The sequence below is a fragment of the Amycolatopsis saalfeldensis genome (assembly GCF_900110575.1).
Classification (GTDB): Bacteria; Actinomycetota; Actinomycetes; order Mycobacteriales; family Pseudonocardiaceae; genus Amycolatopsis; species Amycolatopsis saalfeldensis.
Genome location: NZ_FOEF01000004.1, coordinates 216,765 through 239,670, shown reverse-complemented (window position 1 = coordinate 239,670; position 22,906 = coordinate 216,765). Strand labels below are relative to the sequence as shown.

The 22,906-nt window shown below is 73.0% G+C and carries 20 protein-coding genes; 3 read left to right on the top strand and 17 right to left on the bottom strand.

Annotated elements, in window-relative coordinates:
• Positions 1–4 precede the first annotated feature (4 nt).
• The gene (locus tag BMY97_RS11930; protein WP_091616800.1) at positions 5–1,276 is read right to left on the bottom strand and encodes an NAD(P)/FAD-dependent oxidoreductase; all 1,272 of its coding nucleotides are present in this window, start codon (positions 1,274–1,276) and stop codon (positions 5–7) included.
• Positions 1,277–1,359: 83 nt separating this feature from the next.
• On the opposite strand from BMY97_RS11930, the gene BMY97_RS11925 reads away from it, so the two are divergent.
• Together BMY97_RS11925 and BMY97_RS11920 are read left to right on the top strand one after the other, a co-directional pair.
• Positions 1,360–2,628 (top strand): SAM-dependent methyltransferase, encoded by a 1,269-nt coding sequence (locus tag BMY97_RS11925; protein ID WP_091616798.1) that lies wholly within the window; start codon positions 1,360–1,362, stop codon positions 2,626–2,628.
• Positions 2,628–3,413 carry a DUF1295 domain-containing protein gene (locus tag BMY97_RS11920; protein WP_091617089.1) on the top strand — a complete coding sequence of 262 codons (786 nt, stop codon included), beginning with the start codon at positions 2,628–2,630 and terminating at the stop codon, positions 3,411–3,413. Before BMY97_RS11925 ends, BMY97_RS11920 begins: the two co-directional genes overlap by 1 nt.
• Here the strand turns inward: BMY97_RS11920 and BMY97_RS11915 are convergent.
• Positions 3,400–3,876 carry a DinB family protein gene (locus BMY97_RS11915; RefSeq protein ID WP_091617090.1) on the bottom strand — a complete coding sequence of 159 codons (477 nt, stop codon included), beginning with the start codon at positions 3,874–3,876 and terminating at the stop codon, positions 3,400–3,402. The two genes, BMY97_RS11920 and BMY97_RS11915, sit on opposite strands and share 14 nt — an antisense overlap.
• A gap of 241 nt (positions 3,877–4,117) precedes the next feature.
• Here BMY97_RS11915 and BMY97_RS11910 point away from each other — a divergent pair, with 241 nt between their 5' ends.
• Entirely contained in the window at positions 4,118–4,552 is a 435-nt protein-coding gene (locus BMY97_RS11910) for an OsmC family peroxiredoxin (protein WP_091616796.1), read from the top strand.
• A gap of 327 nt (positions 4,553–4,879) precedes the next feature.
• On the opposite strand, the gene BMY97_RS11900 is transcribed toward BMY97_RS11910, so the two are convergent.
• From BMY97_RS11900 to BMY97_RS11825, 15 genes are all read right to left on the bottom strand, one after another.
• Positions 4,880–5,716, bottom strand: coding sequence for an NAD(P)H-binding protein (locus tag BMY97_RS11900; RefSeq protein ID WP_091616792.1), 837 nt, complete (start codon positions 5,714–5,716; stop codon positions 4,880–4,882).
• Between the two features lie 76 nt (positions 5,717–5,792).
• Positions 5,793–6,674: a cell division protein FtsQ/DivIB gene (locus BMY97_RS11895; protein ID WP_091616790.1), complete on the bottom strand. Its 882-nt coding sequence runs from the start codon at positions 6,672–6,674 to the stop codon at positions 5,793–5,795.
• Positions 6,671–8,098, bottom strand: coding sequence for a UDP-N-acetylmuramate--L-alanine ligase (gene murC, locus BMY97_RS11890; RefSeq protein WP_091616787.1), 1,428 nt, complete (start codon positions 8,096–8,098; stop codon positions 6,671–6,673). The genes BMY97_RS11895 and murC overlap by 4 nt, the downstream gene beginning before the upstream one ends.
• Entirely contained in the window at positions 8,091–9,215 is a 1,125-nt protein-coding gene (gene murG / locus BMY97_RS11885; protein ID WP_091616785.1) for an undecaprenyldiphospho-muramoylpentapeptide beta-N-acetylglucosaminyltransferase, read from the bottom strand. The genes murC and murG overlap by 8 nt, the downstream gene beginning before the upstream one ends.
• The gene (ftsW, locus tag BMY97_RS11880) at positions 9,212–10,705 is read right to left on the bottom strand and encodes a putative lipid II flippase FtsW (protein WP_091616783.1); all 1,494 of its coding nucleotides are present in this window, start codon (positions 10,703–10,705) and stop codon (positions 9,212–9,214) included. Before ftsW ends, murG begins: the two co-directional genes overlap by 4 nt.
• The gene (gene murD / locus BMY97_RS11875; RefSeq protein ID WP_091617088.1) at positions 10,692–12,098 is read right to left on the bottom strand and encodes a UDP-N-acetylmuramoyl-L-alanine--D-glutamate ligase; all 1,407 of its coding nucleotides are present in this window, start codon (positions 12,096–12,098) and stop codon (positions 10,692–10,694) included. The genes ftsW and murD overlap by 14 nt, the downstream gene beginning before the upstream one ends.
• 18 nt (positions 12,099–12,116) lie before the next feature.
• Positions 12,117–13,199, bottom strand: a complete 1,083-nt coding sequence (gene mraY, locus BMY97_RS11870; protein WP_091616781.1) for a phospho-N-acetylmuramoyl-pentapeptide-transferase — start codon at positions 13,197–13,199, stop codon at positions 12,117–12,119.
• Positions 13,196–14,725 carry a UDP-N-acetylmuramoyl-tripeptide--D-alanyl-D-alanine ligase gene (locus tag BMY97_RS11865; RefSeq protein ID WP_091616779.1) on the bottom strand — a complete coding sequence of 510 codons (1,530 nt, stop codon included), beginning with the start codon at positions 14,723–14,725 and terminating at the stop codon, positions 13,196–13,198. Before BMY97_RS11865 ends, mraY begins: the two co-directional genes overlap by 4 nt.
• Positions 14,722–16,266 (bottom strand): UDP-N-acetylmuramoyl-L-alanyl-D-glutamate--2,6-diaminopimelate ligase, encoded by a 1,545-nt coding sequence (locus BMY97_RS11860; protein ID WP_091616777.1) that lies wholly within the window; start codon positions 16,264–16,266, stop codon positions 14,722–14,724. Before BMY97_RS11860 ends, BMY97_RS11865 begins: the two co-directional genes overlap by 4 nt.
• Positions 16,267–16,557: 291 nt before the next feature.
• Positions 16,558–18,492 carry a peptidoglycan D,D-transpeptidase FtsI family protein gene (locus tag BMY97_RS11850; protein WP_177231292.1) on the bottom strand — a complete coding sequence of 645 codons (1,935 nt, stop codon included), beginning with the start codon at positions 18,490–18,492 and terminating at the stop codon, positions 16,558–16,560.
• Entirely contained in the window at positions 18,492–19,196 is a 705-nt protein-coding gene (gene ftsL / locus BMY97_RS11845; protein WP_091616773.1) for a cell division protein FtsL, read from the bottom strand. Before ftsL ends, BMY97_RS11850 begins: the two co-directional genes overlap by 1 nt.
• A complete protein-coding gene (gene rsmH, locus BMY97_RS11840) occupies positions 19,193–20,149 on the bottom strand; it encodes a 16S rRNA (cytosine(1402)-N(4))-methyltransferase RsmH (RefSeq protein WP_091616771.1) in 957 nt (318 codons plus the stop codon). Before rsmH ends, ftsL begins: the two co-directional genes overlap by 4 nt.
• A 219-nt stretch (positions 20,150–20,368) precedes the next feature.
• Positions 20,369–20,800, bottom strand: a complete 432-nt coding sequence (gene mraZ / locus BMY97_RS11835; protein WP_091616769.1) for a division/cell wall cluster transcriptional repressor MraZ — start codon at positions 20,798–20,800, stop codon at positions 20,369–20,371.
• A 711-nt stretch (positions 20,801–21,511) separates the two neighbouring features.
• The gene (locus tag BMY97_RS11830; protein ID WP_091616767.1) at positions 21,512–22,297 is read right to left on the bottom strand and encodes an ESX secretion-associated protein EspG; all 786 of its coding nucleotides are present in this window, start codon (positions 22,295–22,297) and stop codon (positions 21,512–21,514) included.
• Positions 22,294–22,863, bottom strand: coding sequence for a PPE domain-containing protein (locus BMY97_RS11825; RefSeq protein WP_091616764.1), 570 nt, complete (start codon positions 22,861–22,863; stop codon positions 22,294–22,296). The genes BMY97_RS11830 and BMY97_RS11825 overlap by 4 nt, the downstream gene beginning before the upstream one ends.
• Positions 22,864–22,906: the final 43 nt, after the last annotated feature.

Here is a 22,906-nt window from a genome sequence, read left to right as displayed (position 1 = left end):
GTGGTCACCAGGTCGCCCCGAAGCTCTCCGCGGCCCGGAGCCCGGAAGCGCAGCCGTCCTCGTGGAAGCCCCAGCCGTGGTAGGCACCGGCGAAGGCGACCACACCGTCGTTCAGCTCAGCCAATTTACGTTGCGCGGCAACGGATTCCGGGGTGTAGACCGGGTGCTCGTAGTCCATCTTCGCGACCACCGAGCCGTCGGCGGGCTCGGCGTGCGGGTTCAGCGTGACGACGTAGCCCTCGGGCTCGTCGAGGCGCATCAGCCGGTTCATGTCGTAGCTGATCTGCACGGCGTCGCTGTCCGCGCCGCACACCGGCGTGCGGTAGTTCCAGCCGGCCCGCGCGTCCGCGACGGTGGGCAGCACACTCGTGTCGGTGTGCAGCCAGGCCTCGTTGCGGGAGTAGCGGAACGCGCCGAGCACGTCCTGCTCCGCCGCGGTCGGCTTGCCCAGCAGCCGCAGCGCCTGGTCGGCGTGCGTGGCGATGACCACGTGGTCGACGCGGTGGGGCGTGTCGGCGTCGTCGCGGACCTCGACGCCGCGGGCGAGCCTCGTCACCGAGCGCACGGGCGTGGACAGGTGCACCGCGGTCAGCTGCTTGGCCGCCAGCTCGACGTACTCCCGCGAGCCGCCGACGACGGTCCGCCAGGTCGGCGAGTTCTTCACCGAGAGCAGGCCGTGGTTGCGGAGGAACTCGAACAGGTAGCGGGCCGGGTACCGCAGCGTGTCCGTCCGGTCGGCGGACCAGACCGTGGACACCAGCGGCAGGATGAAGTGGTCGACGAAGTAGGCCGGGTAGCCGCCGATGGCCAGGAACGCCCCCAGCGTGACGTCGCCGACGTCCGGCCGTGACAGCAGCCGTGACGCGTGCCGGTGGAAGCGCTTGACCTCGACGAGCATCCGCAGGTACCGGGCGTCGGTGAGGTTGCGCCGCTGGGCGAACAGGCCGCGCAGGCCCTTCGCGCCGGCGTACTGCAGGCCGCAGCCGTCGCAGCGGATGCTCATCGACATCTCGGTCTCCTGGGTGCGCACCCCCAGCTCGCCGAACAGCCGCAGCAGCGTCGGATAGGTGCGCTCGTTGTGGACGATGAAGCCGGAGTCCACCCCGATCGTGCCGCCGTGCGCGCTGGGCACGTCGTGGGTGTGCGCGTGCCCTCCGAGCCGGTCGTCCGCTTCGAACAGCAGGACCTCGTGGCGGCGCTGCAGCAGGTAGGCGGCGGTGAGGCCGGCCACGCCGCTGCCGATGACGGCGATGCGTTGTCCCGTGGTGTGGTGCACGTCAGGGATTCGGCGCCGCCCGGACGGTGGATGGGTGCGAAGTTCCGACCCATCCGCCCGCCGGGCGGCGGCGAATCCCGGACATGCCGAAAAGCTCCGCGACCCGCCTGGCCACCTTCGTCGAACGCCTGCTCGGCACCCGGCTCCCGCTCGCCGTCCGCACCTGGGACGGCGAGCGCGTGGGCCCGGACGGCCCGGCCGTGGTCCTGAAGAACCGCCGCGCACTGCGATGGCTGCTGTACTCGCCCGGCGAGCTGGGCCTCGCGCGGGCGTACGTGTCCGGTGACCTGGACGTGGAGGGCGACCTCACCGAGGGGTTCCGGCGGATCTGGGCGCTCACGCGCTCGGGCGAGCTGGGCCGGGTCAAGCTGGCGCCACGCGACTGGGCGGAGGCAGTCTCGCTGGCCGCGCGGCTCGGCGTCGCCGGGCTCCCGCCCAAGCCGCCCGCGGAAGAGGCGAGGCTGACCGGCGTGCTGCACAGCCTGCGGCGCGACCGCTCCGCCATCTCCCACCACTACGACCTGTCCAACGCCTTCTACCAGCTGCTGATGGACGAGTCGATGGCATACTCGTCGGGGTACTGGACCTCGGACGAGCCCGGGTACACCCTCGCGCAGGCCCAGCACGACAAGCTGGAGATGATCTGCCAGAAGCTCGGGCTGCGGCCCGGCATGCGGCTGCTCGACGTCGGCTGCGGCTGGGGCTCGCTGCTCGTCCACGCGGCGAAGCACCACGGCGTGACGGCGGTGGGCGTGTCGCTCTCGGCCGAGCAGGTGCAGCACGTGAAGGCGCGGCTGGCGCAGCACGACCTGACCGACCGCGTCGAGGTCCGGCAGCAGGACTACCGGGAGCTGGCCGACGAGCCGTTCGACGCCGTCGCGTCCATCGAAATGGGCGAGCACGTCGGCGAGGCGAACTACCCCGAGTACACCCGGATCCTGTTCCGCATGCTCAAGCCGACCGGCCGGCTGCTGCTGCAGCAGATGTCACGCGGCGCGGTGGCGCCCGGCGGCGGCGCGTTCATCGAGCGCTACATCGCGCCCGACATGACCATGCGCCCGCTGAGCCGCACACTGGGGCACGTGGAGAAGGCCGGTTTCGAAATCCGTGATGTGCACGCGATGCGCGAGCACTACGCCCCGACCGTGCGGGCGTGGCTCGACACGCTCGAAGAGAACTGGGACCAGGCCGTCGCGCTGATCGGCGAGGCCGGGGCGCGGGTGTGGCGGCTGTACCTGGTCGGCGGCGCGCTCGCGTTCGAGGAGAACCGGATGGGCGTGGACCAGATCCTCGCGGTGCGCTCCTCGGCGGACGGCGACAGCGGCCTGCCCGCCACCCGGGAGTGGCTGTGATCGGGCTCGGCGCGCTCGTCGCGATCACGGCCGGCGTCACGCTGGTCGCGGGCGCCGCGACGTTCGGCGTGGCCCGGCTGCGCGGGCGCTACGACACCGTCGACACGTTCTGGGGCCTCGGTTTCGTGATCATCGCGGTGGTCGCGTTCCCGTTCGGCAGCGGCCCGCTGTCACTGCGGCTGGTGACCGCGGGGCTGACCGCGGTGTGGGGGGTGCGGCTCGCCGTCCACCTGCACCTGCGCAACCACGGCAAACCCGAGGACCCGCGGTACGCGCGGATGGTGGCGGCCGCCGGCGACCGCGCGGCCGCGCGGATGTTCGTGCGCGTCTACCTGTTCCAGGCCGTGGTCCTCTGGTTCGTCTCGCTGCCCGTGCAGTTCGCGATGTACGGCGGCGGGCTCGGTCTGCTGGGCTGGATCGGCGTGGCCGTCTGGCTGATCGGCTTCGCCTTCGAAACGGTCGGCGACGACCAGCTGCGCCGCTTCAAGGCCGACCCGGACAGCCGCGGCAAGGTGCTCGACACCGGGCTCTGGCGCTACACCCGGCACCCGAACTACTTCGGTGACGCCTGCGTCTGGTGGGGCCTCTACCTGCTGGCGTGCTCGACCTGGCCGGGCGCGGCCACGATCCTCTCCCCCGTCGTGATGACCTTCACGCTCGCCCGCGGCACCGGAAAACCCATGCTGGAGAAGGGAATGCACCTCAGCCGGCCCGGATACGCCCACTACGTGGAGCGGACGAGCGGCTTCTTCCCGCTGCCGCCGAAGCGGCTCACTCCCCGGTGAGCCCGTCGGTCAGCTCGCGCAGCAGGTCGAGGTGGCCGAGATGGCGCGCGGTCTCCTCGATCATGTGCGCCACGACCCAGCGGACGGTGAGCGGCTCCCGCTCCTTGTACACCACCGTGTCGTCGAACGCCCGCGCGGCAACGACTTCACGGCACCGCGCCGCCTCCGCCTGGTAGTCCGCGATGAGCCGCTCGATCGGGGTGCGGTGGGCGGCGCGGAACTCGGCGTCGGGGTCCAGCTCCAGTGCTTCGGCCCACTCGTCCGGCCGGCCGTCGAGGACCACGCGGAACCAGTAGTTCTCCACCAGGGTGAGGTGGCCGAGCAGCCCGGCGATGGTGGTCAGCTCACTCGGCAGCAGCGAGCGGCGGGCCTGCTCGTCCGTGAGGCCGGAGCACTTCCAGACCACGCTGGCGCGCAGGAAGTCGAGGAAGCCGGTGAGCTGCGCGCGCTCGTCGCCGGCCATCGGCGGATCGGGCCGCTCGGGCGGCCCGGACTGGGCGGCCGGGAGTGCGGCCGGGACGGTGGCGGCAGGAGCCGGATCGGCTGGGGCAGTCGGGTCGGCCCGGGCGGCCGGGTCGGTCGTTTCGGTCATGCGAGCAGTCTGCCGCATGGGTACGACAGGTTTTCCCGAGATAACTTGCGCGCAATGTAGTTGCGCGCTACCTTTACGGCACACCTTACGGAAGAACCCACGAGGAGGCACCATGCCCAGCCGCGACGCGACCACCCACTGGACCGGCGGACTGCAGAAGGGCCAGGGCGAGGTCACGCTCGACTCGTCCAACGCGGGCACGTTCGCCGTGTCCTTCCCGACCCGCGCCGGCAACCCGGACGGCCAGACCAGCCCGGAGGAGCTCATCGCGGCGGCGCACTCCTCGTGCCTCGCGATGAACCTGTCCGGCGTGCTGGAGTCGCAGAAGCTGGAGGCGGAGTCCATCGACGTCTCCGCCGAGGTCACGCTCGGCCCGGCCCAGGGCGGCGGCTTCGAGATCAGCGGCATCGCGATCACCCTGCGCGCCAAGCTGGACGGCGTGACGGCGGAGCAGTTCGCCGAGCTGGCCTCCACCGCCGAGAAGACCTGCCCGGTGTCGAAGGCCCTGTCCGGCACCACGATCACCCTGGACGCGGCGCTCGCCTGACGCCCCGCCGCGAAAGACCCTCTCGCCCGGCGGACGAGAGGGCCTTTCGCACTGTCCGGAGTGGACCATCACCGGCCGGCGAAAGTCTTGGCGGACAAGGTGCCGCGCCCGCCGACCGCCGGTCCGTTCAGCCGCCGACCGCCGCCAGCCCGTTCAGCCAAGGCGCCGCGCCCGCCGACCGCCGCCAGCCCGCCGACCGCCGCCAGCCCGTTCAGCCAAGGCGCCGCGCCCGCCGCCCGCCTCCAGCCCACCGACCGCCGCCAGCCCGTTCAGCCAAGGCGCCGCGCCCGCCAACCGCCTCCAGCCCACCGACCGCCGCCGGCCTCTTCAGCCGCCGAACGCAGCGGCGTTCGCCACCGCCCACTCGGCGTAGGTGATCCCGGGGCGGCCCAGCAACTGCTCGACGACCCCGGTCGGCGCCTCCCGGTGTTCGAGCGAGCCGGCGAACCCGTCGAGCAGCCAGTCGGCGACCCGGTCGGGGAACCCTTGGGCCACCCACTCGGCGTGCTGCTCGGCGCGGGTCAGCTCCACGAACGGCACCTCCCGCCCCAGCGCCGCCCCGATCGCCGCCGCCATCTCCCGCTGCGTGACCGACTGCGGTCCACTGAGGACATACGTGGCACCGGAATGCCCAGGCGTGACAAGGACCTGCGCGGCGACCGCGGCGATGTCGCGGAGGTCGATCGGCGTCTGGGTCGCGTCGCCGAACGCCGTGCGCACCACCCCGGCCTCGCGGACGGAGCCCGCCCAGCCGAGGGTGTTGTTCATGAACATGCCCGGCCGCAGGAAGGTCCAGTCGAAGCCCGCGGCCGCCACCGCCTTCTCGACGGCCTCGAACCCGTGCCCGCTCGAACCCTCGTGCTCCTGGCCGACGCTGCTGCCGGACAGCGCGACCACCCGCCGGATCCCCGCTTCGGCGGCCAGCTCGCAGAACCGGGTGACCGTGCGGGCCATCGGCGCGAGGTAAACCGCCTCGACCCCCTTCAACGCCACCGGCAGCGTCGAGGGCCGCGCCAGTGACCCGACCACCACCTCGATGCCTTCGGGCAACGCCGCCCGCTCCGGGTCGACGGTCAGCGCCCGCACCGCGACGCCCCGTTCCACCAGCTCGTCCACTACCAGCCGCCCGACGTTGCCGGTCGCGCCCGTTACCAGGATCGTCATGCGGTCCCCTTTCTCGTATGACGTACGAACGACAACACCGTACGCTATACGGAGAACAGGGGGCCAGTGGAAGAACTCAGGAGCTGATGGTCGGCAGCTCCGGCGCCGAGACGTCGTAGACCTTGCCCGGCTGGGTGAGCAGGGCGGCGAGGACCTCGGCCTTGCGGTCGGCCTTCCCGGCGTCGCCCCAGCGGACCGTCTGGCCGCCGGCCAGGGTGAACTCGACGCTGGCCGGCGTCTGCGCCGTGGCGGTGGTGACCTGCTTGAGCATGGCCTGCGGGATCACGCCGAGCACCGCGGTCACCGCGCGGGTCACCGGGTCGTCGGCGGAGACCTTGGGCAGCTTCAGCTCGGGCAGGCCCGGCGGCTTGGCCTTGACCGTCTTGAACACGACGCCGCCGCCGTCGACGAGGTGGAAACCGTCGCCGCCGGGGCCGCTGTCGAAAAACGCGATCGCCGCCCGCTCGGTCACCGCGATCTCCACCGTGCTGGGCCACGAGCGCGACACGTCCACCGTGGCGATGCCGGACATGGCTGCCACGCGGTCACGGATCCCGTCGACGTCGACCCGTAGCATCGGCTTGTCGGCCGGGACCGCCGCGGTCGCCCGGATCTGGTCCGCCGACACCTGCTTCGCGCCCTGCACGGCGACGTTCTTCACGCCGAGCAGCGAGCTGAAGAACAGGAAGTACACCAGCGCGACGAGGGTGACCACCGAAAGCAGCGCCACCCAGCGGCGGCGGATCTCCGCGCGCCGGGTGGGCCGGACGCGCTTCGCCGAACCAGAACCAGAACCCGAAGCCGAAACCGGGGCGGCCGAACGCGGCGAACGGCTCGACCGCGTACGGCGCCGCTCCTCTTCCGAACGCCGTCCCCGCCGCTCCCGCGCCAGGGCAGCCCGGTCCCGCTCGCCCTGCTCGGACTCGGGCGGCCGGCGGTGCTCCCTGGTCGGGCTCATGCGCCGGCGGTCCGCCGGTCCAGCTCGGCCAGGATCTCCGGGCCCAGCTGCGTGACGTCGCCCGCGCCCATGGTGACGACGAGGTCACCCGGCTTCACCAGGTCGGCGACCAGGCGGGCGGCGACGTCGAACGCAGGCTCGTAACGCACGGAACCGCGCACCCGGTCGGCGATCAGCGCACCGGTGACCCCGGGCACGGGCTCCTCACGCGCGCCGAAGACGTCCAGCACCACGACCTCGTCGGCCAGCGACAGCGCCTCGGCGAACTCGCGCGCGAACGTCTGCGTGCGGGAGTACAGGTGCGGCTGGAAGACCACCAGCACCCGGCCCTCCCCCGCGGCGGTCCGCACGGCGCGCAGCTGCGCGTCGACCTCCGTCGGGTGATGGGCGTAGTCGTCGTAGACCCGGACGTCGCCCGCGCGGCCCTTGAACTCGAACCGGCGGCGGACCCCGCCGAACGCGGCCAGCCCCTCGGCCAGCCCGGCCACCGGGGCGCCCAGCTCAGCGCCGGCGAGCAGCGCGGCGATCGCGTTCAGCGCCATGTGCTCGCCCGGCACCGCGACGCGGACGTCGAGCTCCTCGCCGTCCAGCGCGATCCGCACGACCCCGCCGTCGGGCGCCGGGGTGTAGTCGAGCACCCGGGCGTCGCCGGCGTCCGTGGCCGCGCGGCCGTAGCGGCGCACGCGCACGCCCGCCGCCTCGGCCTCGTCGCCCAGCTTGGCCGCGCCCTCGTCGTCGGCGCAGACGATCAGCAGGCCGCCCGGCTCGATCCGGGCGGCGAACTCGGTGAACACCCGCACGTACGCCTCGGCCGTGCCGTGGTGGTCGAGGTGGTCCGGCTCGACGTTCGTCACCACCGCCACCGACGGGGTGTAGGTCAGGAACGAGCCGTCGCTCTCGTCGGCCTCCGCGACGAAGATGCCGCCCCCGCCGTGGTGGGCGTTCGCCCCGGACTCGTTGAGGTCGCCGCCGATCGCGAACGACGGGTCCATCCGGCAGTGCTGCAGCGCGACGGTGAGCATCGAGGTGGTCGAGGTCTTGCCGTGCGTGCCCGCGATACAGGCGACGCGGTGCCCGGCCATCAGCCCGGCCAGCGCCTGCGCGCGGTGCAGCACCGGGATGCCTCGCTCACGCGCCGCGGCCAGCTCCGGATTGGTCTCCTTGATCGCGGTCGACACGACCACGGCGGACGGCGGCTCGGGCAGCGCGTCCAGGTTCTCCGCGCGCTGCCCGACGAACAGCTCCGCCCCCTGCGCGCGCAGCGAAAGCAGCGCGCGGGACTCCTTGGCGTCCGAGCCCGACGCGAACGCGCCGCGGGCCAGCAGGATCCGGGCGATGCCGGACATCCCGGCCCCGCCGATCCCGATCAGGTGCGCGCGGCGCAGCTCCTCCGGGAGCCGCGGTTCCTCGGCTGATTCAGGCACCGGCGGCCTCCAGCACGATCTTGGCCAGCGTCTCGTCGGCCTCGCGGTGGCCCAGCCCGACCGCGGCCGAGCTCATCGCCGCGACCCGGGCGGCGTCGACCACCAGCGGCACGACCAGCTCGGCGATCTTGCCCGGCGAGAGGTCGGCGTCGGTCACCATCAGCGCGGCCCCGGCGTCGACCGCCGGCTGCGCGTTCACGGCCTGCTCGCCGTTGCCGTGCGGCAGCGGCACGAACACCGCGGGCAGCCCGACCGCGGACACCTCGGCCGCGGTCATCGCGCCCGAGCGGCACACCACCACGTCGGCCGCGGCGTAGGCCAGGTCCATCCGCTCCAGGTACGGCACCGGCACGTACGCCGGGCGGCCCGGGAACTCTTGCACCACAAGGGTGTTCTTCGGGCCGTGCGCGTGCAGCACGCCGATGCCGGCGTCGGCCAGCTCCTTGGCGGCGCCGGAGACGGCGGCGTTGATCGACGCCGCGCCCTGCGAGCCGCCGAACACCAGCAGGGTCGGGGCGTCCGGGTCGAGGTCGAAGAACTTGCGGGCCTCGGCGCGCAGCGCGGCGCGGTCCAGCGAAGTGATCGATCGGCGCAGCGGGATGCCGACGACCTCGGCCTTCGGCAGCGGCGTGCCGGCCACGGCGACGGCGACCCGGGTGGCGAACCGCGCGCCCACCTTGTTGGCCAGGCCCGGCGCCTTGTTGGCCTCGTGCACCACGATCGGCGTCCGGCCGCGCGCGGCCAGGTACGCCGGCAGCGCGACGTAACCGCCGAAGCCGACCACGACGTCGGCGCCGACGCGCTCGAGCACCTCACGCGTGCGGCGCACCGAATCGCGGACCTTGAACGGCAGCCCGAGCAGCTCCGGCTTCAGCTTGCGCGGCAGCGGCACCGGCGGGATCAGCTCGAGCGGGTAGCCGCGGGCGGGCACCAGCTTGTTCTCCAGGCCGCGCTCGGTGCCGAGCGCCACCACCTTCGCGTCGGGCCGCAGCCGCAGCACGGCGTCGGCCAGCGCGAGCGCGGGTTCGATGTGTCCGGCAGTGCCACCTCCGGCGACGACCACCGTCGGCGCCTTGCCGACGGGCGATCGCTCGGCTCCCTTGACGGGCTTACTCACCAAGTACCTCTCCGGTTCGCGGTGCCCCTGGCCCCGCGGTTCGCTGTTGTCCGCGCCGCGCTGGTGCGCGCGGTGGTGGTCCGCCGCGCGGGTTGCCGGACCGTCCGGCGACGCTCCTGTGCCGGTGCGGGCCGGGCGGTGCGCGGCGCCGGCCGGGCTGTCTTCGCCCCCGACGCCGTTCCCCGCGCGGCCTGTCCCTTGCGGGTGGTCGGCGGGCGGTACGGATCGGGCGCGGGCAGCCGCAGCAGGCGTCCGAATTTACCCGGGCCTTGCGAACGCAGTGCGGCCACCGCCTCCGGTTCGTGCCGGGCGGCGTTGGCGAGCACGCCCATGATGAGCATGGTGATCACCAGCGAGGTGCCGCCGTAGGAGATCAGGGGCAGCGTGACCCCGGTGACCGGCAGCAGGCCGACGACGTAGCCGATGTTGATGGCGGCCTGCGCGACCAGGAACATGGTGAGCGTGCCGGACACGATCCGGATCCACGGGTCGATGTTGCGCGTGGCGATGCGCAGGCCCACCACAGCGACCGCGGCGAACAGCGCCAGCACCACCGCGCAGCCGACGAACCCCAGCTCCTCGCCGATCAGGGCGAAGATGAAGTCGTTCTGCACGTTGGGCAGGTAGCCCCAGTTGGACGCGCCCTGGCCGAGGCCCTTGCCGAACAGGCCGCCGTCGGCGAGCGCGAGCTTGGCCTGGTTCGCCTGGTAGCCCTCGACCGTGGTGTCGGCGTTCGGCGACAGGAACGACATCACCCGCTTGAGCCGGTACGGGGCGATGATCGCCAGCACCAGCACGCCGGCCAGGCCGCCCGCGAGCAGCACGCCGAACAGCCGTTTCGGCGCGCCCGCGAACCACAGCAGGGCCAGCAGCACCACGGCCAGGGTGATCGTGCCGCCGAGGTCGGGTTGCAGCATGACCAGCGCGAACATCACCAGCGCGACCGGGACCACCGGCACCAGCAGGTGCCGCCACTGGTGGATCACGTTGTACTTGATCACCAGGATGTGCGCGCCCCAGAACGCCAGCGCCACCTTCGCGGCCTCCACCGGCTGGAAGGTGAACACGCCCAGCTTGAACCAGCCCTGCGAGCCGTTGACCGTCGAGCCGAGCGGGGTGAGCACCAGCAGCAGCAGGCCGAGGCAGACGACCACCATGGTGGCCGACATCCGGCGGATCCGGTCCAGCTTCACCCGCAGGCCGACCCAGAACACGACCGAGCCGATCGCGACGAACATCAGCTGCCGGAAGAACATCGAGTAGACGCCGCTGCCGGTCTTCGGGTCGTAGGAGGCGACCGAGGACGCGGACAGCACCATGACCATGCCGATCACGGTCAGCACCCCGGTCAGCGCCAGCACCAGGTGGAACGACGCCAGCGGCCGGGACAGCCAGGCGGTCAGCGCCGAGCGGAACGCCACGAACGGGCTCTCCTTGCGCTCCCGCCGCCGCGGCCGGTCTTCGGTCTTCTTCTCGTCAACTGCCGTCATTCGGGGCCCCCGCCGCACCGTCGGCCAGGACACGCACCGCGCTCGCGAACGCGTCGCCGCGCGCGCCGTAGCTCGGGAACATGTCCAACGACGCCGCGGCGGGAGCGAGGAGCACCACGTCACCAGGGCGAGCCATCGCGCTGGCCGCACTCACCGCCGCAGTCATGGGCTCATCGTCACCCGGACGGAGGCTGTTCACCGGGACATCCGGCGCGTGTCGCGCCACAGCGGCCGCGATCACGGGTGAATCCACCCCGAGTAGCACAACCCCGCGCAGGCGGCCGGCGATCGAGGCCACGAGTTCGTCGATCGAGGCGCCCTTGAGCTGGCCGCCGGCGATCCAGACGACGCTGGCGTGCGAGCGCAGTGAACCGGCGGCCGCGTGCGGGTTGGTGGCCTTGGAGTCGTCGACGTAGCGGACCCCGTCGATCTCGCCGACCTCGGAAGCGCGGTGCGGTGCGGGCCGGTACTCGCGCAGTCCTTTGAGGACGGCCTCGGGGCTTGCGCCGTGGGCGCGGGCGAGCGCGGCGGCGGCCAGTGCGTTCGCGACGTTGTGCGGCCCGGCCGGGCGCACGTCGGCCAGCGTCGCCAGCTCCTCCGCGCTGGTCGCCGGGTCGGCGACAAAAGCCCGGTCCACCAGCAGGTCCTCGACCAGGCCGAGCTCACCGGCGGACGGCGTGTCCAGCCGGAACCCGACGCGGCGGGCGCTCTTGGGCGCGTGTTCCTCGGCGAGCCGGGTGGACCAGTCGTCCTCGGCGTTGTGCACGACGATGCGCGAGTGCGTGTGCGCGCGGCCCTTCGCCGCGGCGTACTCCTCCATCGAGCCGTGCCAGTCGATGTGGTCCTCGGCCAGGTTGAGCACCACGGACGCGTCCGGCGCCAGCGTCGAGGACCAGTGCAGCTGGAAGCTGGACAGCTCCACGGCGAGCACGGCGTGCCCCGCCTGTACCGCGTCCAGCACCGCGTAGCCGACGTTCCCGCAGGTCACGGCGTCGACCCCGGCCGCGCGCAGCATCGACTCCAGCATGCCGACGGTGGTGGTCTTGCCGTTGGTCCCGGTGATCACCAGCCACGACGGCGGCCGCTCGCGCAGCTGCCCGACGCGCCAGGCCAGCTCGACGTCGCCGATCACCTCGACCCCGGCCCCGGCCGCCGCGACCAGCAGCGGCGAGGCCGGCCGCCAGCCGGGGCTGGTCACCACCAGCGCCGTGCCCGGCGGCGGCTCGGTCAGCCCGGGCACCAGCTCGGCGCCGAGGCCGGCCAGCTCCGCCAGCCGTTCGGCGTTGCCGTCGGTGACCGTGACGTGCGCGCCCAGCTCGCGCAGGACCGGGACCACCGACTTCCCGGTGACCCCGGCGCCCGCGACGAGCACGGACCGGCCCGCGAGGTCCAGTGCGGCTCGGGACAAGGCCTAGCTCCCGAAGCCGAGCTGCTCGCTGTAGAACAGCCCGAGGCCGAACATGCAGCAGATCGCGGACAACAGCCAGAACCGGATGATCACCGTGGTTTCCGCCCACCCGGCGAGTTCGAAGTGATGATGGAAGGGCGCCATCCGGAACAGCCTCCGCCGCGTCGTGCGGAACACCGCGATCTGCGTGACCACCGAGATCATCTCGACCATGAACAGGCCGCCGATGACGATGGCGAGCAATTCCGTGCGGGTGGTCATGGACAGGCCGGCGACCAGCCCGCCGAGGGCGAGCGAACCGGTGTCGCCCATGAAGATCTTGGCCGGCGCGGCGTTCCACCACAGGAAGCCGACACAGGCGCCGGTGGCCGCCGCGGCGACCACGGCCAGGTCCAGCGGGTCCCGCACGTCGTAACAGGCGGGCGCCGGGTTGGGCGAGCAGGACAGCCGGGCCTGCCAGAACGAGATCACCACGTACGTCGCCAGCACCATCGCGGCGGCGCCGCCGGCCAGGCCGTCGAGGCCGTCGGTGAAGTTCACCGCGTTCGACCAGCCGGAGATCACGATGTAGCAGAAGATCACGAACACGATCGACGGGAACGTGATCAGCGCGAGGTCACGCGCATAGGACAGGCTCTGCGACGCCGGGGTGAGCCCGTGCTCGTCGGCGAACTGCAGCGACAGCACCGCGAACACGATGGTGACCACGAGCTGGCCGACCAGCTTGGCGGTCTTGTTCAGGCCCAGGTTGCGCTGCCGGCGGATCTTGATGAAGTCGTCGAGGAAGCCGACGATGCCCAGGCCCACGGCCAGCATCAGCACCAGCAGGCCGGACGCGGACGGGGCCGCGCTGTGCGAGTTGCCGAGCCAGCTGACCAGGTGCGCCACGAAGTAGCCGACGACCATCGCGATGATGATCGCGACGCCACCCATGGTCGGGGTGCCGCGCTTCGACTTGTGGCCCTGCGGGCCTTCTTCGCGGATCTCCTGCCCGAAGCCCTGCCGGGAGAAGACCCGGATCAGGTAGGGCGTGAGCAGGATGGAGACCAGCAGGCCCGCCGCGGCCGCGATCAGGATGTTGATCACGCGTGACCACCGTTCGAGCGTTCGGAGGAGGGGGACGGGGAAGGGGGCAGTGCGGAGGGGGGAGCTTCCGGGGGATCGGCGAGCAGCGCCTCGGCCACCCGCCAGAGGCCGGCCACCTTGGACGCCTTGACCAGCACGATGTCGCCCGGGCGGAGCTGCTCGCGCAGCAGCGCGACGGCGGCCTCGACGTCCGGCACCAGCACCGACTCCTCGCCCCAGGAACCCTCCTGGAACGCGCCCTGGTGCATGGCCGCGGCCTGCGGGCCGATCACCACGAGCTTGTCGATGTTGAGCCGGACGACCAGCCGGCCGATCGCGTCGTGCTCGTTGACCGCGTCCGCGCCGAGGTCGCCCATCACGCCGAGCACGGCCCAGGACCGGCGGCCCGACGCGCTCATCGACGCGAGCGCCTTGAGCCCGGCGCGCATCGACTCGGGGTTGGCGTTGAACGCGTCGTTGAGGACGGTCACGCCGTCGGCGCGGGTGGTGACCTCCATGCGCCGGGCCGAGCGCCGCTGCAGCGCGGACAGGTGCTCGCCGATCTGGGCGGGCGTCGCGCCCAGCTCCAGCGCGACGGCGGCCGCGGACAGCGCGTTGCCGACGTGGTGCTCGCCGTGCAGCGGCAGCTTCACCGGCGCTTCGCCCGCCGGGGTGATCAGCCGGAACGAGGCGCGGGCCTCGTCGTCGAGGGTGATCTCGGCGGCGCGGACCTGCGCCGAGGCCGTCTCCCCCACGCCGACGACGCGGGCGGAGGTGCGGCTCGCCATGGCCGCGACCAGCGGGTCGTCCAGGTTCAGGATCGCGACACCGGCTTCCGGCAGTGCCTCGACCAGCTCGCCCTTGGTCTTGGCGATGCCCTCGCGCGAGCCGAACTCACCGATGTGCGAAGTGCCGACGTTCAGCACCACGCCGATCTTCGGCGGCGCGATCGCGGCCAGCTCGGCGATGTGCCCCGGCCCGCGGGCGGCCAGCTCCAGCACCAGGTACTTCGTGTCGCGGCCGGCGCGCAGCGCGGTCCACGGGTGGCCCAGCTCGCTGTTGAACGAGCCGGGCGGCGCGACGGTGGGGCCGAGCGGCTCCAGCAGCTGCGCGATCACGTCCTTGGTCGAGGTCTTGCCGGACGAGCCGGTCACCCCGACGACCGTCAGCCCGTCCGCCGCCAGCCGGTCCACCACGTGGCGGGCGAGCTTGGACAGCGCGGCCAGCACGGCCGCGCCGGAGCCGTCGGTGTCGCCGGCCAGCGCGACCGAGCGCTCGTGCGCCTGCCCGGCGGGCAGCGGCGGCACGACGATGGCGGGCGCGTCCACCTCCCGGCCGGCCAGCACGGCGACGGCGCCGGCCGCCACTGCCTGCGCGGCGAAGTCGTGCCCGTCCACGCGCTCGCCGGGCAGGGCGATGAACAGCCCGCCCGGGCCCAGCTTCCGCGTGTCGAACTCGACACTCCCCGTGACGACCGGGGAGCCGTCGGTCCCGTGCAGCCGGCCGCCGACAACGTCGGCGATCTCGGCCAGGCTGAGCTCGATCACGCACTCACCTCGAGATGCTTGCGAATGGCGGCCTCGAGCTCGTCCCGGTCGGAGAACGGGTGCACCACACCCTGGATCTCCTGACCGGTCTCGTGGCCCTTGCCGGCGATGAAGACGATGTCGCCCGCGCGGGCGAGCGAAACGGCGTGGGTGATGGCCTCGCGGCGGTCGCCGACCTCCAGCACCTCGCCGCCCTGGGACGGCCCGACGCCGCGGGCGCCCGCGAGCATCGCCGCGCGGATCGCGTCCGGGTCCTCGGAGCGCGGGTTGTCGTCGGTCACGATCAGCACGTCGCTGCGGCGCGCGGCGGCCTCGCCCATCATCGGGCGCTTCGCGGTGTCGCGGTCGCCGCCGCAGCCGAGCACCGTGATGATCCGGCCGTCGGTGCGCGCGCGCAGCGCGTCCAGGCCCTGGGCCACGGCCGCGGGCTTGTGCGCGTAGTCGACCACCGCGGTGAAGTCCTGGCCCAGGTAGACCCGCTCCATCCGGCCGGGCACCTCGACCGCGCCGAGCCCGCGGACGATGTCGGCCGTCTCGACCCCGGCGCTGCCCAGGATCGCGGCGGCGAGCACGGCGTTGGCCACGTTGAACGTGCCGGGCAGCGGGATCTTCGCCGCGGCGGCCAGCCCGTCCGGCCCGTGCAGGGTGAAGGTCTGCTCACCGGCCGGGGTGGCCTCGATGTCCGAGGCGCGCCACAGCGCGTCGGTGCCCGGCTCGATCGACACGGTCACCGTCTGCGGCGTGAGCAGCGCCTGGCCCCACGCGCTGTCCACCACCACGACCTCGGTGGTGGAGCGGCCGTCGAACAGCAGCGACTTGGCGGCGAAGTACTCGGCCATGTCGTGGTGGAAGTCCAGGTGGTCCTGGGAGAGGTTGGTGAACGCGCCGACCGCGAACCGGGTGCCGTTCGCCCGGCCCAGCGCGAGCGCGTGGCTGGAGACCTCCATCGGCACGTGCGTGACGCCGCGCTCCAGCATCACCGCGAGCAGCGCCTGCAGGTCCGGCGCCTCCGGCGTGGTGAAGCCGCTGACCAGGCGCTCGCCCGCGATCCGGGTCTCCACCGTGCCGATCAGCCCGGTGGTCAGCCCGGCCGCGCGCAGCCCGGCGTCGACCAGGTAGGAGGTGGTGGTCTTGCCCGAGGTGCCGGTGACGCCCAGCACGGACAGCCGCAGCGAGGGCTCGCCGTAGATCCAGGCGGCGATCTCGCCGAGCGCGGCCCGCGGGTCCGGGTGCACGAGGATCGGGACGCCCGCGTCGCGCAGGGCGGGCCGCTCGGCCCCGGCCGGGTCGGTGAGCACCGCGGTGGCCCCGGCGGCCACGGCCTGGTCGCTGAAGTCGGCGCCGTGCGCCCGGGCGCCGGGCAGGCCGGCGAACAGGTCGCCGGGCAGCACGTGCTGGGCGCGCAGCGTGGTTCCGGCGACGGCGAGGTCGGCCGCCTCGGGGCGGTCGGCGATGAGCCGCGCGCCCGCACGGGCGAGCAGGGTGGCCAGGGGCACCGGTTCGATCCGGGCCGGGCGCGGCGGCGCGGGGACCGCCTTCACCGGGCTGTCCGGCAGGGACGGGGCAGCCGGCCCGCTCTGGGGCTGGGACGAGGACACGGACACGCCCGAGAGGTTACCGAGGTCGCATTCGGGTGACCCAAGGCGGTACGGCCAATGTGTGCGGTGGCGGCACATGTGCTAATGGCGGCCACGGAGATCGTTACGGCGCAAGGACTTCCCGCACCGGCACCAGCCGATGTGGACGATCGCCGCCCGCACGCGGTCAAGGCCTCCTCACCCGCGCCGCACGCGGGTGAGGAGGCCTTGACGGACTCGCGGGGCAGGTGCCGCTCAGGGTTCGACGAGCTGGACCTCGGGCGCCGTCCCGTCCGACAGCGGAATCTGGTACCGCTGGGTCAGGTACGAGGCGATGTTGTGGAACAGCGGCCCCGCCGAGTGCCCGGCCGGCAGCGTGGTGTCCGGCGCGTCGAGCCGGATGCCGACCACGAACCGCGGGTGGTCGGCGGGCAGGATGCCGGCGAAGGTGATGTTGTACAGGTGGTCGCTGTAGGCCTTCGTCCGCGGGTCCACCTGCTGGCCGGTGCCGGTCTTGCCGGAGATCTGGTACCCGTCCAGCCCGGCGCTGGGCGCGGTGCCCGCCTGCGACCCCTTGAGCCCCTTGCCGTCCTGGATCACCGCGCGCAGCATGTCGCGCACCGTCTTGGCCGTCTGCGGGCTGACCACCTGGACGGTCTTCGGCGCGGGCTCCGGCACGAGGGTGCCGTCCGGGTTCTTCTTCGCCTTCACGATCCGCGGCTCCACGCGCAGCCCGTCGTTCGCGATCGCCTGGTACATCCCGGCCATCTGCACGACGGTCATGGACAGGCCCTGCCCGATCGGCAGGTTGCCGAAGGTGGTCGGCGACCACTGGTTGCGCGCGGGCACGTAACCGGGGCTCTCGCCCGGCAGGCCGAGACCGGTGCGCTGGCCGATGCCGAACTTCTTCAGCAGCGCCGAGTAGCGGTCCGGGCCGACCTGCTGGGCGAGCAGCAGGGTGCCGATGTTGGACGACTTCGCGAAGATGCCGGCGGTGGTGAACGTCTCGGTGCCGTGCACCCACGCGTCGTGCACGGTGGCGTCGGCGACCTTCAGCTGGCCGGGCACCGAGGTGGTGGACGTGGGCGTGGCGACGCCGTCGTCGATCGCCGCGGTGGCGGTGACGACCTTGTTCACCGAGCCCGGCTCGAACGGCGTGGTCACCGCGCGGTTGTTGAGCAGCTCGTCCTGGAAGGTGGACTGGTCGTTGGGGTTGAACGTCTTGTCGTCGGCCAGCGCGTAGACCTCGCCGGTCCGGGAGTCCATGACCACGGCCTGGCCGCCCTTGGCGTGCGACTGCGCCACGTAGTCGCCCAGCTGCCGCTGCAGCTCGTACTGCAGGTCGGAGTCGATGGTCAGCTCGAGGTCGGAGCCCGGGATGGCGGCCTGCAGCACGTGCTCGGTGCCCGGCAGGTACAGGTTGTCGTTGCCGTTCTGGGTGTTCACGATCTCGCGGCCCGGCGTGCCCGCCAGGTCGTTGTCGCGCGACTGCTCCAGCCCGACGACACCGTGCAGGTTGTGCTTGGAGACGTCGGGGTCGTCCATCCGCCAGTTGGCCAGCCCGACGATGTTCGACGCGAGGGTGTCGCCCGGGTACTCGCGCTTGGCGCGCTTTTCGACACCGATCCACGCGAACTTCTTCACGATGTCGTCGGCGACCGAGGGCTCGACGTCGTTCACCAGATAGGTGAACGAGCCCGGCTTGTGCAGCAGCGTCAGCAGCTCCTGCTCGGTGATCAGGTTCGGCACCTTCGACGAGATGTACTTGGCCGCCGAGGTGACCTCGGTTTCGAAGTTCCGCCCCTTGGTGGGGTTCTTCGCGGCGTAGTCGTCCATCGCCTTGTGCAGTGCCTTGAGGTTCACCGACAGCGTGCGCGTTTCGACGCTGAAGGCGAGCTTCGCGCCATTACGGTCCACAATGGACCCGCGCTGGGCCGGGATGTCGATGGTGAGCGTGCGCTGACGCTCGGCCGCGGCCGAGAGCGTGGGCGCCTCGAACCACTGCACCTGCACCAGTTTCCCGCCCGCGATCACCATCAGCGCGACCAGCAGCAGCCGCACGGCGGAGAACCGGCCGCGGTGCCCGCCGTTGCCGCGCTTGGCGACCGCGCGGCGGGTGCCCGCGGCGTAGGTGCGCCGCGCGCTGCCCGCCGCGCGCGCCCGCGCCTGGCTCGAACGTCCTGCCGGCATCACTGTCCCCCTTGGCCCGCGGTGCCGGCCGGCACCGCGGGCTGGTCACCTTCGATCGGGGCGCCGCCCTGGGTCCCGGCCGCCGGGGCGACCGGCTGCGCGACGGGCGCCGGCGAGTCGTCGCCCTGGGCCTTCTGCGGCTGGCCGACCAGCGTGGTCTTGCCGTCCGGGCCCACGACCAGGCGCGCCGGGTCGCCGCCGGGCACCATGCCCAGCTGCTTCGCGGCGGGCGCGAGCGACGCGGGCGACTGCGCCTTGGCGACCTCGCGCTCGAGCCGGTCCTTGGTCTCGGCCAGGCTCGCGTTGGTGGTCCGGAGCTGCTCGAGCCGGTAGGAGTCGGCGATCGCCTGCGTGGTCAGCCAGAGCGTGGACGCGACGCCCGCGACGAGCAGCCCCATCATGATCAGCACGAAGGACGCGCGCGAACGCGGCCAGCGCAGCCCGCGCCGGACCTTGGGCGTGACCTTCAGCGGCTCGGCCTTGGCCTCCGGCCGCTTCGGCCCGCGCTGCTGCAGCAGATCGGCCCGCTGGGCGCGGCGTGCGTACGCCCGCTCCGCCGCCGTGGTCCGCCCGCGCGTCCCGCGGCGTGGCGCCACCGCCGGCTGGGTGGTCTCCGGCTCCAGCTCGACCGTCGTCCCCGCCTGCTCGCGCCGGCGGGTCGCCGGCTCGCCCGATCGGCGACGGGACTTCGTGGGTGCGGTCATCGCGGCTCTCCGATCCTCTGTGCTGCCCGCAGCCGCACCGAGGCGGCGCGCGGGTTGTGCTCGATCTCGCCCTCGTCGGCCTTCTCGGCTCCTCGCGTCAGGAGTTTCAGCTCCGGCCCGTGCCCGGGCAGCTCGACCGGCAGCCCCTCGGGCGTCCGGGACTTCGCCAGCGCCGCCAGCGCCTGCTTGACCAGGCGGTCCTCGAGCGACTGGTAGGACTCGACGACGATGCGGCCGTCCATGGCGAGCGCGGACAGCGCGGCGGGCATGGCCCGGCGCAGCACCTCCAGCTCGCCGTTGACCTCGATCCGCAACGCCTGGAACGTGCGCTTGGCCGGGTGGCCGCCGGTGCGGCGGCTCGCCGCGGGCACGGCGTCGTAGAGCAGTTCGACCAGCCGCCCGCTGCGCGTGAACGGCTCCTTCTCCCGCTCGTTGACCACGGCCCGGACGATCCGCTGCGCGAACCTCTCCTCGCCGTAGTCGCGCAGGATCCGGATCAGCTCGCCTGGCGCATAGGTGTTCAGCACGTCGGCCGCGGTGAAGCCGGTGGTCGGGTCCATCCGCATGTCCAGCGGGGAGTCCTTCGAGTACGCGAAGCCGCGCTCGGCGCGGTCCAGCTGCATCGAGGACACGCCGAGGTCGAAGAGGATGCCGTCCACACGGGACAGTCCGAGGCCTTCGATCGCTTCCGGGAGTCCGTCGTAGACAGTGTGGACGAAGTCGACGCGGGCACCGTGCCGCGCGAGCCGCTCTCCGGAGCGCTCGAGCGCGGCGGGGTCGCGGTCCAGCGCGACCAGCCGCAGGCGGGGGAAGGCTTCGAGGAGGGCGTCGGAGTGGCCGCCGAGGCCGACGGTCGCGTCCACCAGCACGGCGTCGCGATCCGCGAACGCGGGGGTGAACAGCTCGATGATCCGGTCCAGCAGTACCGGAACGTGCTCGTGGCCGGTCGTCATGGCTTCTCCCCCCTTCCGTGTGCCGCTACCCCGGGGAAGATGCGGCGGATGCCGTCAGGTCCCTGTCCGCCCGCTTGCTGACCTGGCACCGGGGAAGGTGCGCCAGGGCCAAAGAGCGGACAGAGGCCTCACGGCATCCGCGGTGGGCGGGCCTCCGGCGGCGCGGCCACGGCCTACCTTCGTCCCCCGACGACGCAGGTGCTCCGTTGGCTGCGTCCCCTAGAAGACGCCCGGTAGAACTTCCTCTCGAGCCTTCGCGTAGCTGTCCTCGTGTTCGTCCAGGTAGCCCTGCCACGCTTGGGCGTCCCAGATTTCCAGCCGGGTGATCGCGCCGATCACCACGCATTCCTTGTTGAGCCCGGCATAACGCCGGAGCTCGGACGCGATCGCGATGCGCCCCTGCCCGTCCGGGCGTTGTTCATCGGTTCCGGCGAACAGGTAGCGCTGGTAGGCCCGGACCGCCTCGTTGGTGAACGGGGCGTCGGCGACCTTCCGAGCCATCTGCTCGAACTCGGCGCGGGGGAAGACGAAGAGGCAGTGGTCCTGCCCCTTGGTGATCATCAGCCCGCCGGCCAAGGCGTCGCGGAACTTGGCGGGAAGCGTGAGCCGCCCCTTGTCGTCCAGCTTCGGGGTGTGGGTGCCGAGGAACATCGGCTTCCACCTCCCTGCCGGCTCCGGCTTGGCGAACCACTCCGGCTCCGGCTACGGGGCTCCCTTCTGCCCCACTAGCCACCACCGTACCCCACTTTTCACCACAGTCAACGCGACAAACGCGTCCACCACTCCGTCGTGTCTGTCGTTTACGCAGGTCAGCGCGGTGGGTGCTGGTGGGGGGCGAGTGGGGCCCCGTGGCCAAGATCCCCCGCCGCGGGGGCGCCGAGCAACCGAGGGAGGCGGTCGAGCGTCCATTTTTCGTCCGCGTGAGCACCATTCCGCCCGGATCCGGGGCCGTGGTGGGGCCTGGTGGGGACCCGGGTGGGGACCCGTGGGGACCGCGGTGGGGCCGGGTGGGGCGCTCCCGGCGGGCAGTCCGGCGGAGACGAATGCGCCCGCTCAGCCGATCACCTCGTGCCGCTTCACCGAGCCGCTTCTCCGCTGATCGCCGCGCCGCTCCCCAACGACCATTGCGCGCCGCCTCACCGCGCCGCGGCCACCGCCGATCATCTCTGGCCGCCACGCGGCGCTGCCCCCACCGACCACCGCGCCAGCCTCGCCGCGCCGGCTCCCCGCCGACCACCGCGCGCCGCCACACCGCGCCGCCCCCACCGACCACCGCGCCGACCTCACCGCGCCGCCTCACCGCCGACCATCGCGCCGCGCTCACCGAGCGTCGTGCGCCGCTTCATCGCCGTTCGGGGAGGCTCAGTCCACTGAGAACAGTCCGGCGACGCGCTCGGCCAGCCGGTTGCCGTCCACCGGCGAGACGTTCACCCACTCCTGCCCGCCCCGGCCTGCCGAGGTGGTCGCGCAGTAGGCGCCCAGGTCGGTGTCGAACCAGGTCAGCCCGCCGACCCGGGCCACCCGCCCGTCGCCGCCCCGCGCGTACGCGCTGAACTGGCCCGCCGCGTAGACCGGCCGGGCCTGGATGGCCAGCACCTCCCGGACCTGGGCCGCCGACGCCGCCGAGGCGCCCGGGCCGTCGGCCGACGCCGCCGCGGCCGACCGGGCGCCCCGCTCGCCGAACGACGGATCCTCGGCTGCCGCGACCGTCCCGGCCGGCAAGCTCACGCCGTACCCCGGCCCGGCGCCCAGTTCCGGCAGCACTTCGACGATCGCCGTCCCCAGCTCGCCGCCGCGGATTCCGCTCAACGCGATCGTCTGCGAAGGCTGCACGGCCAGCACCCCGGACCGTCCGCGCACCGCGGCCACCGCCCGGAACGGCACCTCCGCCGTCATGTCCACCAGCGCTTCACAGGCCACGAACCGCTCGGCGCCGTCGAGCAGCCGCAGCCGGTTCTCCAGCGCCGGATCCAGCGCGGTCCCGTCGAACAGCCCGCGCTCGCCGAGGTTCCGGTAGACCTCGGCCCGGATCACCGCCCGTTCGTCCTCAGTGGACCCGACGCTGCGCACGGCCAGCGGCACCGGCGGCCGCCCGAGCCCGAGGTCGGTCCACAGCACGTCGAACGCCGACGCGGAGACCCGGATCAAGCCGGCCCCAGCTCCGGGGCCACCGGGAACACCACCCGCGGCACGAGGCCGTGCAACGCGGCGTCCCGGGTGTGCAGCACGTCGATCGCCTTCTGCCGCGCCGCTTCGGCTTCCGCGCGGCGGGCGTCCATCACGGCCGACAGCCCGGCCAGCGCCAGCACGTTCCCGCTCGCCGCGGCCGAGCGGATCATCGCCGCCGGGTCGTACTCCACCGGCGGCGGCATGTCCGCGCGGGCCCGCGCGGCGACCTCGGCCTGGCCCGCCACGGACTCCCCGACCACACCGGCCACCGCGGCCGAGTCGCCGAGCCAGGCCGCGGCTCGGCCGAGCACCGCCCGCATCGCGTCACCGGCCTCGCCCTGCCACGACTCCTGGCTGCCGGCGGCCAGCGAGGCCAGCTCGGCGGTGGAGTCGCGGAACCGGCCGGACAGCTCGGTCCAGCGCGCGCCGGCCTCACCGGCCGACACCGGGTCGTTGCCCTGCTCGACCTGGGCGGCCAGGGCCTCGTGGCTGTAGGACTCGTACCGGGCCGTCGGCTCCGGGACGGCCGGCTCTGCAGCGGACACGGCACACCTTCCGTTTCACGGGACAGCGGGATCAGCGGGGTCG

Bases quoted from the DNA above. Each gene is read 5' to 3' on its own strand.
- BMY97_RS11925 (WP_091616798.1), top strand. From the start codon at position 1,360: ATGCCGAAAAGCTCCGCGACCCGCCTGGCCACCTTCGTCGAACGCCTG.
- BMY97_RS11915 (WP_091617090.1), bottom strand. From the start codon at position 3,876: ATGGCCGGCGACGAGCGCGCGCAGCTCACCGGCTTCCTCGACTTCCTG.
- BMY97_RS11910 (WP_091616796.1), top strand. From the start codon at position 4,118: ATGCCCAGCCGCGACGCGACCACCCACTGGACCGGCGGACTGCAGAAG.
- BMY97_RS11900 (WP_091616792.1), bottom strand. From the start codon at position 5,716: ATGACGATCCTGGTAACGGGCGCGACCGGCAACGTCGGGCGGCTGGTA.
- BMY97_RS11895 (WP_091616790.1), bottom strand. From the start codon at position 6,674: ATGAGCCCGACCAGGGAGCACCGCCGGCCGCCCGAGTCCGAGCAGGGC.
- ftsW (WP_091616783.1), bottom strand. From the start codon at position 10,705: ATGACGGCAGTTGACGAGAAGAAGACCGAAGACCGGCCGCGGCGGCGG.
- BMY97_RS11850 (WP_177231292.1), bottom strand. From the start codon at position 18,492: ATGCCGGCAGGACGTTCGAGCCAGGCGCGGGCGCGCGCGGCGGGCAGC.
- ftsL (WP_091616773.1), bottom strand. From the start codon at position 19,196: ATGACCGCACCCACGAAGTCCCGTCGCCGATCGGGCGAGCCGGCGACC.
- rsmH (WP_091616771.1), bottom strand. From the start codon at position 20,149: ATGACGACCGGCCACGAGCACGTTCCGGTACTGCTGGACCGGATCATC.
- mraZ (WP_091616769.1), bottom strand. From the start codon at position 20,800: ATGTTCCTCGGCACCCACACCCCGAAGCTGGACGACAAGGGGCGGCTC.